The sequence below is a fragment of the Alkalihalophilus lindianensis genome (genome assembly GCF_032843265.1).
Classification (GTDB): Bacteria; Bacillota; Bacilli; order Bacillales; family Bacillaceae_D; genus Alkalihalophilus; species Alkalihalophilus lindianensis.
This window is the reverse complement of record NZ_JAWJBA010000003.1, coordinates 219,822-231,464: the sequence shown is the minus strand read 5'-3', so window position 1 is coordinate 231,464 and position 11,643 is coordinate 219,822. Positions and strand designations below refer to the sequence as shown.

The 11,643-nt window shown below is 39.3% G+C and carries 10 protein-coding genes; 2 read left to right on the top strand and 8 right to left on the bottom strand.

Annotation, left to right across the window (positions count from 1 at the left end):
- Complete coding sequence (locus tag RYX56_RS11210; protein WP_317122141.1) at positions 1-2,874, bottom strand: PD-(D/E)XK nuclease family protein; 2,874 nt, start codon at positions 2,872-2,874, stop codon at positions 1-3.
- The gene (locus tag RYX56_RS11205) at positions 2,861-3,346 is read right to left on the bottom strand and encodes a GNAT family N-acetyltransferase (RefSeq protein WP_317122140.1); all 486 of its coding nucleotides are present in this window, start codon (positions 3,344-3,346) and stop codon (positions 2,861-2,863) included. Before RYX56_RS11205 ends, RYX56_RS11210 begins: the two co-directional genes overlap by 14 nt.
- A gap of 120 nt (positions 3,347-3,466) precedes the next feature.
- Between RYX56_RS11205 and RYX56_RS11200 the strand changes: the two genes are divergently transcribed.
- Positions 3,467-3,883: a nucleoside 2-deoxyribosyltransferase gene (locus RYX56_RS11200; RefSeq protein ID WP_317122139.1), complete on the top strand. Its 417-nt coding sequence runs from the start codon at positions 3,467-3,469 to the stop codon at positions 3,881-3,883.
- Positions 3,884-3,902: 19 nt separating this feature from the next.
- Here the strand turns inward: RYX56_RS11200 and RYX56_RS11195 are convergent, their stop codons facing one another.
- The 3 genes from RYX56_RS11195 to RYX56_RS11185 all read right to left on the bottom strand — a co-directional run bounded on the left by RYX56_RS11195 (position 3,903) and on the right by RYX56_RS11185 (position 6,600).
- Positions 3,903-4,274 carry a DUF1516 family protein gene (locus tag RYX56_RS11195; RefSeq protein ID WP_317122138.1) on the bottom strand — a complete coding sequence of 124 codons (372 nt, stop codon included), beginning with the start codon at positions 4,272-4,274 and terminating at the stop codon, positions 3,903-3,905.
- A 146-nt stretch (positions 4,275-4,420) separates the two neighbouring features.
- Positions 4,421-5,320, bottom strand: a complete 900-nt coding sequence (gene rocF / locus RYX56_RS11190) for an arginase (RefSeq protein ID WP_317122137.1) — start codon at positions 5,318-5,320, stop codon at positions 4,421-4,423.
- A gap of 89 nt (positions 5,321-5,409) precedes the next feature.
- Positions 5,410-6,600: an ornithine--oxo-acid transaminase gene (locus RYX56_RS11185; protein WP_317122136.1), complete on the bottom strand. Its 1,191-nt coding sequence runs from the start codon at positions 6,598-6,600 to the stop codon at positions 5,410-5,412.
- A gap of 187 nt (positions 6,601-6,787) precedes the next feature.
- Between RYX56_RS11185 and RYX56_RS11180 the strand changes: the two genes are divergently transcribed.
- Positions 6,788-8,200 carry a sigma-54 interaction domain-containing protein gene (locus tag RYX56_RS11180; RefSeq protein ID WP_317122135.1) on the top strand — a complete coding sequence of 471 codons (1,413 nt, stop codon included), beginning with the start codon at positions 6,788-6,790 and terminating at the stop codon, positions 8,198-8,200.
- A 33-nt stretch (positions 8,201-8,233) separates the two neighbouring features.
- Here the strand turns inward: RYX56_RS11180 and RYX56_RS11175 are convergent, their stop codons facing one another.
- From RYX56_RS11175 to phoU, 3 genes are all read right to left on the bottom strand, one after another.
- Positions 8,234-9,142 carry a proline dehydrogenase family protein gene (locus RYX56_RS11175; protein ID WP_439108484.1) on the bottom strand — a complete coding sequence of 303 codons (909 nt, stop codon included), beginning with the start codon at positions 9,140-9,142 and terminating at the stop codon, positions 8,234-8,236.
- Between the two features lie 75 nt (positions 9,143-9,217).
- The gene (gene pruA / locus RYX56_RS11170; RefSeq protein ID WP_317122133.1) at positions 9,218-10,762 is read right to left on the bottom strand and encodes an L-glutamate gamma-semialdehyde dehydrogenase; all 1,545 of its coding nucleotides are present in this window, start codon (positions 10,760-10,762) and stop codon (positions 9,218-9,220) included.
- Between the two features lie 214 nt (positions 10,763-10,976).
- Positions 10,977-11,627, bottom strand: coding sequence for a phosphate signaling complex protein PhoU (gene phoU / locus RYX56_RS11165; protein WP_317122132.1), 651 nt, complete (start codon positions 11,625-11,627; stop codon positions 10,977-10,979).
- Positions 11,628-11,643 lie beyond the last annotated feature (16 nt).

The window sequence follows — 11,643 nt, the reverse complement described above, 5'->3', positions numbered from 1 at the left end:
CTATAGTCCCTCCTTTTGATCTTCTGTTACTCGACAGACTGATTGATAGGGACAATGACTTGAACAATCAAGTGGTCTAACTGGAAATTCGCTTCGTGTCCCCTTCCATAATTGACCAACCTTCTCTTTCAATTCATACGTATCCATAAACGGATCTCCCCCAAGATCATCTTCTTTATTTTTACAAGAATGATGAACGAGAAATTTAGATCCTTTACCAATATGTTCTGAATGCCAAATTCCGTTACCTGCTCTTTTTTCTGGTTCCCGCAAAGAAATATAGGAAGCACCATGGGCCCTCATTTCATTCTCAGCAGTTGTTAATCCCGCTCTCATTGCTCTAGCATAAAGAGGCAATTGAAGCTTAAGGCCACTTCGCACCTCTTCTTCTAACTTAACTTGAGCAAACCCGGTCTTGTAATCATATATCGCAAAGCCAGAATCATCGACATCTACACGATCGACTTTCCCAGTCAACGTGAGGATTTTATTTCCCTCTATTTCAAGTTCTAATCTAACCGAGGATTCCAAAGCATGAATTTTCATTGCAGCTAATTGAGGGTTATCCCAAAAGTGCTTCCTTTCTGCTTGCCACCACCGATTTAACTTTCGCCACCAGTTTTCTTTCGCTAACATTAAATCTAGTCTCGAAATTTCTAGTGAGGCAGCCTCGATCTCTCCCCATAAGACTTCAAATTTCTCTCTCAGAAGGATTGGAACTTGACTCTTCAATTCTTCAGGACACTCCCCAAAGGGTACACCCACTAGATTAAGCTCTTTATAGACCTCTTCAATAATCAAATGAACCAGTTGACCAATATCAAGCGGAGAAATACGTTCTTTCATTTGTTTTGCTTCCTCAATGTGGAGCACACGCTCTAAGCCATGACGAAATGGACATCTGGCATAACTTTCTAACTCAGTGACTGATACAATATCTTTTGTCAACCTTTCTTGATAGGCTACATCAATTGGTTCTTCTGCAGTCTCCAGTCGCTTCAGACGATTCATTAACTGCTCAAGCAATATACCTTTATCACGCACTTCTTTTCCTAAACCAAGATGAAATGCTACTTTTTCTTCTTGGTCATTTTCAGTGAAACTGACTGGCTGCTTCATTCTCGATTCAAATGTATACTCCTTTACTCCTTTTTGATACCACTCTTCGATAAAGGGTGATGGAAGGAGCGGATGATTAGGATCTAGACCTTTTTTATAAGAGAAGATGACCTCCTCTGAAGAGTAAAAAATTTGTTCAAGATAAGCTTGTTGCTTCGATCTAAAATGCTCTTGAGTAGGTAGAGCTCCTTCAATAGGCAATTCATACAAATCCTTTTCGGTTACATAGCCGCCTAAATTGTGAATAGCAGGATAAGCCCCTTCATTCATCCCAACAACATACAAACGCTTGCCTTTAAAAAGACCGAGGTCACGCCAAGTATGGATGGCAACCCCTCTTCTCGAACCGCGCTCTATGAATAATTCAGTTTGTTCGCCTACCTCTTTTAACCAATCAGAAAAGACATCTAGTGACATCTCAAGAAGTGTTAATTGTTTGGAGTCTAGTTGTTCTGCATATTCAGAAAGGATGTCTTCGATCTTCTCAAGCGCACGTTGTTCAAAGATATAATCTTTTAAACGCTCAGTATCCACCTCGGATACCGCAGCCTTTACCCAACCTTCCTCTAACCTTAATGCTCCGATCACTAAGATAACCTGTTTAATATACTGATAGAAAGTGGACGTTTTACGCCAGGTGACCTCCTGGATCCTTGCATAGAGTTCTGCTATTCCTTTATGAATGAAATCTCCAGTTGATAAAAAGGCTTCTTTTGCCTTGGCGTATTCAACCCCTTTAATTGCTTGTAAAGCTAACATCTTATCCATGAGCGGTAAAAGATCAAATCGACTCTGATGAGAGAAATCTTGTGTGATCGTCATCATTAAAAGTTGAATAGAAATGGATTTACTTAAAGGGCGTTTCTTAGATTTCTCTAATGGAACCTCATACATCTTTGCATACTGCTCCAAATGCTTCATACCCTCTCGTTCATCCACTAGCACTATACCTATTTCTTCGTAACAATAGGGAGCCAACTGGATATCCTGAAGTACTGCACGCCATTCCTCTGCTGTTGTACTAGCACTCCAGACATTCACATCGACATCTGTGGCCCCCTCTACTTCCTCTTTCAAGCTTGAATCAAAACCTAAAGCTTCTAAGTCTTTGAGTGTACCTTCAATGATTGGATGAGAAAGGCTTGATGGGAGGTAGAGATTGATTGTTAAACCTGCTTCTACCAACGCTTTTAGTAACATATATTGAAGTGGGCTAAAATCAATAAAGCCATCGATATAAATAGTCGACACCATGGTCTTTTTGCTTTTTAAAAGGGAAACAGCTTTTAAGACAGTGTTCTCTGGATCATACATTTTCTGACTTTTAACAGTTTGGTCTTCATATTGTGTAAAAAGAGGCATAAACTCTTTTAACGATTGTGGGGTTTGCTCTAGCTCTAAACCTAGTCGTTTAAGTTGACCATATGTGTCTGCTAGCCCTCTTACTTTACTTTGATTTTCATTAAATGAACGATACTTCGGATCAAGTTTTAACATATTTTGAAAAAAAAGCGTTCGTTCTTGTTCACCTATATAAATAACATCTTCTTCTGCTTCACTTACTATAAATGTAGCTAAGTCATCAAAAGTCGTATATCGAAGACCAGGTTGCTTCTTTCTGGCCTCTTGTAACCATCTACCCGATGGCAGCAAATAGAAGACTGGTCCCTTTTCATTACGTTGAACGTCTAATGCTTCTTTTAAGCGTTCTTGATTTGCAACATCTTGAAATGACGTATAGTTAACTATTTGCATGCGGTGTATTCACTTCCTTTTCTAGTTGGTGTGAGGTTTTAATCATATCAATATGCGGAATTCCATCTTCTTCATAAATTTCTGAAATGATTTGGAATCCAAATGACTCATAGAAATGGTGAAGATAGTGTTGTGCTTGAATTTTGATCGTTGCATGTGGGGCTAGCTCTTCTAAATGTTTAATTGATTGCTCTATCAATTGAGCTCCATACCCATATGTCCGGAAGTCTTTTTTGACAATGACCCTTCCAATTGAAGCTTCATCATAATACTCTCCGGGTTTAAACAGTCGACTATACGCTATTAGACAACCACTTTGATAACCCATTAAGTGAACAGCTACTTGATCGTTATTATCAATTTCTTTATAAGGACAGTTTTGTTCTACCACAAATACTTCGACCCGTAATTGAAGCAGTGCATATAATTCATCTATGGTTAACTCATTAAACGTCTTTAGGATCCAATTCATTAGCCGACACTCCCTACTTAGTCTCATCTAATAGTGTACCATCTCCCCTTCGAAAGGGTGTAGCACCCAAAAGGAATTTGCATGGTAGAATAATAGAAAAATGGTGTAAGGAGGCAATCAATGAAGTTCTACATAGCATCTAGTTTTAGTAATAGTAAAACCGTACAGAAAGTCAGCGAGCAACTGGTGATGGCAGGATTCATTCATACGTACGATTGGACAACAAACGGTAGAGCCAAATCGATGGAAGATTTAAAAGCGATTGGTATGAAGGAAAAAGATGGAGTAGGTGAAGCTGATTTTGTTGTTATCTTACTGCCTGGAGGGAAAGGCACCCATGTTGAACTTGGAATGGCAATCAGTTTTAAAAAGAACATTTACTTATATTCAAGCGACGAAAAAGTGAATGAGATTGAAAGCACAAGTACTTTCTACCACTTACCTGAAGTGACCCAATGCATCGGTACGATCGATAAGCTGATTCAGCAAATTTGTAGGGACTATCCAGAAATCACAAAAAAGCACACAGTCTATTAATCGACTGCGTGCTTTTTCGTTAGAAGGAAATAACTCCGTAACCAAGTAAAACAACTAATACGAGCGTAACAATCATAATAGCCCAGTATAGGGTTGCTTGTTGACCTAGTGTACCCTTTTTCGTGCGAACAAGGATCATTTCCATTGCATAGATAAGGAAGAACGCTAACGCCCCTTTGACTAGATACATAAGCGGGAAGCCAAGTGTAACAAGCATTCCAATTCCTGATACAAGCATAATAATATAGAACAAACGGAGAACCATATGTACGATCTTTGCACCTTTTGCTTTAGCAGCTTTCAATAAGAAATAACCAACAAAGAAAAGTAGCACAAGGATGGCCCAAGAACCAATATGAGATTGGTAAAAAATATTGTACAATCTATTCACCTCTTTTCCTCATTCACTCAGTCCCATTATAATCTAAAAACAAGAGAATGAAAAAGCATTAGCGAAAAAACAGATGAATGTTTGGTTAATCGCCACAACTTCTCCCACAAGCACAAAAAGAGAGCAAAATCACTCTCTTTTAGGTTCTATAATAATTTTTCTCCAAAAAGGGATCCCATTAGTGCGACTGCCACTTCTGCCGTTTTATTACGTTCATCTAATATAGGATTCACTTCTACAAACTCAGTGGATGTTAGAATGCCTGCTTCAGCTAACATTTCCATTGCAAGGTGGCTCTCTCTATATGAAATTCCACCTAATACAGGCGTACCAACTCCTGGTGCATCATTTGGATCAAGTCCATCTAAATCCAAGCTTAAATGAACGCCGTCTGTACCTGCACCTACATGCTCAATCGCTTGCTCCATCACTTTTGTCATCCCAAGGCGATCAATCTCATGCATCGTGAAAATTTTAATCCCTTTTTCTTTAATTAATTCCTTTTCACCATCATCAAGCGAACGTGCGCCAACAATGACAATATGTTCTGGTTTGATTTTCGGTGCAAAGCCACCAATGGAAGTAAGCGACTCCTCGCCTAAACCGAGGCTGACCGCTAGTGGCATGCCATGAATATTACCAGAAGGAGAGGTATCCCCCGTATTTAAATCTCCATGTGCATCATACCAAATGACACCAAGCTGCTTACGTTTTTTCGTAACTCCAGCAAGGGTTCCAATTGCAATGCTATGGTCTCCACCTAACACGAGAGGGAAATACCCTTCTTCTTCAATCGATTCTACTTGTTGCCGCAAAAGGTCATTAGCATGAATAACTTGCGAGAGATTTTTCAACCCTGCTGAGACTTGTTCCTCAGATCGTCGTTCTATTGTAATGTCTCCAAAATCCTTTACCTCATGGCCAAGGGACTCAAGTCGACTAATGAGTCCTGCATAGCGAATCGCACTTGGTCCCATATCTACGCCTCGACGATTTTGTCCTAGGTCCATTGGTACTCCAATTACTCCAACTTTTAACTTATTCATTTGAAACGCCCCTTTTACCTATAATCAAGCAATCATTATGTAAGTGCTATGTAGGATGAGTGACACACTCACCCTACTATATGACGTGCTTATGCAAAAACCTCTTTAATCTTAGATAAAGCATAATCTAGGTCTTCTTGTGAAATCACCAGTGGTGGTGCAAGACGAATGACATTTTCATGGGTCTCTTTACAAAGCAACCCAAGCTCTTTTAATCGTTCACAATACGGACGTGCTGACACATTCAATTCAATTCCAATAAACAACCCACGACCACGAATTTCTTTAATATCTGCATGAGGGATCTTACGGAGCTCTCCCATCAAGTACTCCCCTAAATCATGAGACCGCTGAACTAATTGCTCTTCTTCAATTACTTCAAGTGCTGCAATCGATGTAGCACAAGCAAGTGGGTTACCACCAAATGTTGATCCATGAGACCCTGGCTCAAATACACCTAATACATCTCGGTTTGCAGCGACAACAGAGATCGGCATCACACCACCACCTAATGCCTTTCCTAGAATGTACATGTCTGGTTCAACTTCTTCCCAGTCACATGCAAATAGTTTACCAGATCTTGCAAGCCCTGATTGAATTTCATCTGCAATAAATAAAACATTATTTTCAGTACAAATGTCGCGTACTTCCTTTAAGAACCCAGCAGGAGGAATAATAATACCTGCTTCACCTTGAATTGGCTCTACTAGAAAAGCAGCTGTATTAGGGGTAATAGCTTCCCTTAATGCCTTCGCATCGCCATAAGGAATGATTTTAATTCCTGGTAACATTGGTCCAAATCCACGTTTATATGCGTTACTTGAAGATAAAGACACTGCGGTCATCGTACGTCCATGGAAGTTATCTTCACAAACAATAATTTCAGCTTGGTTGTCAGCTACACCTTTTACATCATAAGCCCAACGACGAGCTGTTTTTACAGCTGTTTCAACTGCTTCTGCCCCCGTATTCATTGGTAAAACCATATCTTTCTTTGTAAGCCCTGCTACTTTTTCATAAAATGGCGCTAGCTGATCATTGTGGAAAGCACGTGATGTAAGCGTAATTCGATCTGCTTGATCCTTTAATGCCTGAATAATCTTCGGGTGACGATGCCCTTGGTTCACGGCTGAATAAGCACTTAACATATCGATGTAGCGATTCCCTTCAGGATCTTCCACCCATACCCCTTCAGCCTTTGAGATAACGATTGGTAGTGGATGATAATTTTTGGCTCCGAACTGTTCTGTTTTTTCGATAATAGATGTTGTTTGTGTCATTGTGAAACTCTCCTCTCATTACTTACTAATGAATATAATGCAAGATTAATGCCAATTTACAGATTATTAAAATCCTACCTATGTACAGACTAATTCTCACTGGCCTCATAAAAAATTTGCATTTTCTGCAAATTTTTTTGCACTTTTGCCAAACCTTTTCTATACTTGAGTTAGTAGGAGGTGCATCATGAACCATGTCAGTTCCAAGCAACTAGAACAAACCATTGCTATGCTTACACAAGTGTTAGATACGGTTGATATCGGCGTCCATATTGTGAATGCTGACGGCGAAACAGTCATCTACAACAAGAAAATGACTGAAATCGAATCTATGCCATCTAATGAGGTATTACATAAGAATTTGTTAGATGTCTTCCTCTTTAAAGAAGAGCAAACCAGTACATTGCTTCAAGCTTTAAAAAAAGGAAAGCATTCACACAATATTAAACAGCAATATTACAACAATAAAGGTTTCCCTATTACAGCCATTAATGATACCCATCCACTTAGAAATGAAGATGGTGAGATTGTAGGTGCTTTCGAGCTTTCAAAAGACATTACTCGTCTCGAAAAATTAATGAAAGATAACCTGCAAAAACCAGGTCAAACTCGTTATACGTTTGGACAAATCATTGGGCAAAGTGAAGCTATTACTCAAATTATTCATGAAGCGGAACGAGCGACGAGAACCAATTCATCTGTTTTATTAACTGGAGAAACCGGCACAGGGAAAGAAATTTTCGCTCAAAGTATTCATAATAGTAGTGAACGGGCTGGTGGTCCATTCATCTCCCAAAACTGTGCTGCCCTTCCTGATAATCTTGTTGAAGGGATCTTATTCGGAACAAAAAAAGGAGCTTTCACAGGAGCTTTAGAGCATCCAGGCTTATTTGAGCAAGCTACTGGAGGAACCTTACTTCTAGATGAAATCAACTCCTTAAATCCAGCGCTTCAAGCAAAACTTTTACGAGCGATTCAAGAGAAAACGATTCGTCGAGTTGGTGATACTAAAGATACAGCAGTAGATGTTCGAATCATCTCTACCATGAATGAAGATCCATTTGAAGCTGTAGCAAATGGTCGCATGCGAAAAGATTTGTTCTATCGTCTTGGTGTGGTTTCACTTTACATCCCACCTCTTCGCGACCGGTACGGTGATATCCCAATCCTTGTTGAACATTTTTTAGATACATTTAATAGAAGGTTTCAAATGCACGTTGAATGGATCTCAGCTGACGTGCTTGAATTATTCGAGCAATATGATTGGCCTGGTAATGTTCGTGAGCTTGAACATGTTATTGAGTCAGCAATGAACATTATGACTTCTGAGCGACAAATGGAGTTGTACCATCTTCCAATGCACATGAGAAGGCGCCTCACCACTCAACCCGACTCTCCTGCTTCCTTATCAGAAAGTAATGAAACAAAAGAAACCTTTCTTCACAAACCACTAAAAGAACACCTAGCTGAAGTAGAGACCTATTACATTAAACAAGCCTTAACGGTGCATAATGGAAATGTCTCTCAAGCAGCTAAAGCACTTGGAATTAGTAGACAAAATCTACAATACCGATTAAAGAAAATGTCTACAAGTGAATAAGTAAGATTAGGAGGGAGCGGCAAAAGTCGCTCCTTATTTAGATAATAATCCCCTAATCGCAAAGCTTACATTCTGAGGCCTTTCAGCCAGACGGCGCATGAAGTAACCATACCAATCAGTTCCATATGGCACATACACCCGCATTGTATATCCTTCTTTGACAATCTGTTCTTGAAGTTCTTTTCGGAAACCATATAGCATCTGAAATTCAAATTGAGACTTCGCAATCCCTTCTTCTTCGCAAAACGATTTTACCTTATCAATAATCATATGATCATGGGTTGCAATAGCTGTATAACTGCCACTTCTTAAGTGCTGTTTAATGATGGAGAGATAATTATCGTCAACATCTTTCTTATCTTGAAAAGCAACCTCACTAGGCTCCTTGTAAGCACCTTTCACAAGTCTTAAATTCACACCTTGAAGATCACTGACATCTTCTGCTGCTCGGTACAAATAAGCTTGAATGACGGTTCCTACTGAATTCGGAAATTCTTTTCGCAAGTCAGCTAAAATATCAAGCGTCTGTTGACAATGGGCATAATCCTCCATATCAATTCGAACAAAATTTCCTAATTCATACGCCGTTCCGACAATCTTACGCATATTTTCATAGCAAAGCTCTCGTTCGACATCCAATCCTAGTTGAGTTAATTTTAAAGATAAATTGCAAGTGACTCCTGTTTTTGAAATCGCTTTCAATGTTTCGATGCAATAATTGGTTGATTCAATGGCTTCCTCTCGAGACGTAATGAACTCTCCTAAATGATCAACAGTTGCTACTAGACCTTTTTCATTAAGTTCACTCACTGTTCTCATCGCATCATCAATTGTCACACCCGCTACAACTTGCTTAGCACCCATCTTTAATCCCCAGCGCTTTGCACCACGATTGAGCACTTTATTTTTTGACAAATACAGAAACATGGGTTTAAGTACCATGCTAACCACATCTCCATTCTCATTATTCATAAGGTAGAAGGCACGGCATGACTGCCGTGCATTTTTTTATTTTGGTTATAAAGACTCAGAAATCGTCTTTGCTTGTAAGAATAGTTGTAAGTAATCCGGTCCGCCCGCTTTGGAGTCGGTCCCTGACATGTTAAATCCACCAAATGGGTGATACCCAACAATCGCTCCTGTACATCCACGGTTAATATACATATTTCCTACATGGAAGTCCGTTTTGGCTTTCTCTACGTTCTTGCGGTTACGAGAAATAACAGCTCCTGTTAATCCGTATTCTGTGTTATTTGCAATCGCTAAAGCTTCATCAAAATCTTTTGCTTTCGAGAAAGCAACAACTGGTCCGAAGATCTCTTCTTGCATAAGTCTAGCATCTGAAGCCACGTCTGCTACAATCGTTGGTTGAATGAAGTATCCCCTAGACGAATCACCTGTTCCACCAGCTACAATGCGTCCTTCTTCCTTACCAATTTCAATGTAGTTCATAATCTTATCAAATGCTGCTTGATCATTTACCGGACCCATATTTGTGTCGTTAATGGTTTCTCCGACTTTTAATTCTTTTGTTAAAGCAATTGCTTTTTCAAGAACCTCGTCGTACACATCTTCCACAATAACTGCACGAGAACATGCTGAACATTTTTGACCAGAGAACCCAAATGCTGAAGCGACAATTGATTTAGCTGCAAGCTCAAGATCTGCCTCTTTATCAACAACAATGGTGTCTTTTCCACCCATTTCAGCAACAACACGTTTTAGCCAATATTGTCCTTTGTTTACCTTTGCTGCACGCTCATAAATACGTTCTCCCACTTCACGTGAACCTGTGAAACTAATCATACGTGTACGTGGATGGTCTACTAAATAATCACCAATTTCTGAACCGCTACCTGGAATATAGTTAATGACACCAGCTGGCATTCCAGCTTCCTCAAGCACTTCTATAAATTTAGCTGCCACCACAGGGGTTGTACTAGCTGGCTTTAGTAGGACCGTATTCCCTGTAACTGCTGCCGCAACTGTTGTACCTGCCATAATGGCAAAAGCAAAGTTCCATGGTGAAATAACAACAGCTACTCCTAATGGAATGTATCCGTATTGGTTCTTCTCACCATCACGACTTAACACAGGTACTCCATTTTTAAGCTCAATCATTTGACGTCCATAATATTCAAGGAAATCAATCGCTTCTGCTGTATCAGCATCTGCCTCATTCCATGGCTTACCTGCTTCATATACAAGATATGCAGAGAATTCATGTTTGCGACGGCGAACGATTGCTGCTGCTTTAAATAAAATCTCAGCACGTGCTTCAGGCTCCCAACGCTTCCAATCTTCAAATGCAGTTAATGCAGCTTGCATCGCTTGTTCAGCGTGATCTTTTGTCGCTTTTGATACTTTACCTACCACTTGTTCCTTACGTGCCGGGTTTTCTGATGTGATCTTATCATCTGTGTAAACAAGCTCCCCACCAATACGTAGCGGAAAATCTTGACCTAATTCAGCTTCCACGGTTTTTAATGCTGCTTCAAATTCTCTACGATTTGTTTCCACTGTGAAATCTGTAAATGGTTCGTGTTTGTAAGGTACTGACATGTATAACCACTCCTTCAATTCTAGTCACTATATGTATATTGCAAAAACTATGCCAATTATGAATATTATTATGGTAAGCGCTAACAATAGGCTTGCCATCTTAATCGATGCAAACTATATTGCATGTGCAAACTTTTAATCGATAAATCGCCATATTTTTTGCACATGAAAAAGCCTGCGCAATTGCACAGGCTCTTCGATATGATTTCCAATGTTAATTCAAATCAAAATGTTTTCCGTTTACTTCATAGACAACCCATTCAGAAATGTTAGTTGCATAATCTGCAATCCGTTCAATATAGCGTCCAATAAAGGCTAGTTGTGTAATTTGATCGACCTCTACTTCACTAGCATCAATTTTAAATAATTCACGAATGATATCTCCGTATAGAGTATCCACTTTATCATCAGTCAGAGCAATTTTTTGAGCCATAAGGATGTCTGACTGCCGATAAGCTTCTAATGAATTTCTCACCATATCTTCTGCAATTAAAAACATTGATTTTAATTTTTCCCTATATTCAATAAGATTTTCATTCTTTAAGCGGATCGATTGCTTTGCAATATCTACTACTAGATCAGCCACACGTTCTAAGTCACTTGAAATTTTTAATGCTACAATTAATTTTCGTAAATCTGTAGCAACTGGTTGCTGTTTTGAGATTAAAAGTGTGACTTTATCATGCATATCAAGTTCTAATTGATTAATAAGAGAATCATCCTTAATGATTTCTTCCATCACTGATTTCTCATTTTCTTCAAATGATTCATTCATTCGTTCAATAACTTCTATTACTTGACCACCCATTGTTAGCAGTTCTTGCTTTACATAATCAAGTTGAGAGTGAAACGTTCTTATAGACATTATCCTACCCCGCCCC

Bases quoted from the DNA above. Each gene is read 5' to 3' on its own strand.
- RYX56_RS11210 (WP_317122141.1), bottom strand. From the start codon at position 2,874: ATGCAAATAGTTAACTATACGTCATTTCAAGATGTTGCAAATCAAGAA.
- RYX56_RS11205 (WP_317122140.1), bottom strand. From the start codon at position 3,346: ATGAATTGGATCCTAAAGACGTTTAATGAGTTAACCATAGATGAATTA.
- RYX56_RS11200 (WP_317122139.1), top strand. From the start codon at position 3,467: ATGAAGTTCTACATAGCATCTAGTTTTAGTAATAGTAAAACCGTACAG.
- rocF (WP_317122137.1), bottom strand. From the start codon at position 5,320: ATGAATAAGTTAAAAGTTGGAGTAATTGGAGTACCAATGGACCTAGGA.
- RYX56_RS11185 (WP_317122136.1), bottom strand. From the start codon at position 6,600: ATGACACAAACAACATCTATTATCGAAAAAACAGAACAGTTCGGAGCC.
- RYX56_RS11180 (WP_317122135.1), top strand. From the start codon at position 6,788: ATGAACCATGTCAGTTCCAAGCAACTAGAACAAACCATTGCTATGCTT.
- RYX56_RS11175 (WP_439108484.1), bottom strand. From the start codon at position 9,142: ATGGTACTTAAACCCATGTTTCTGTATTTGTCAAAAAATAAAGTGCTC.
- pruA (WP_317122133.1), bottom strand. From the start codon at position 10,762: ATGTCAGTACCTTACAAACACGAACCATTTACAGATTTCACAGTGGAA.
- phoU (WP_317122132.1), bottom strand. From the start codon at position 11,627: ATGTCTATAAGAACGTTTCACTCTCAACTTGATTATGTAAAGCAAGAA.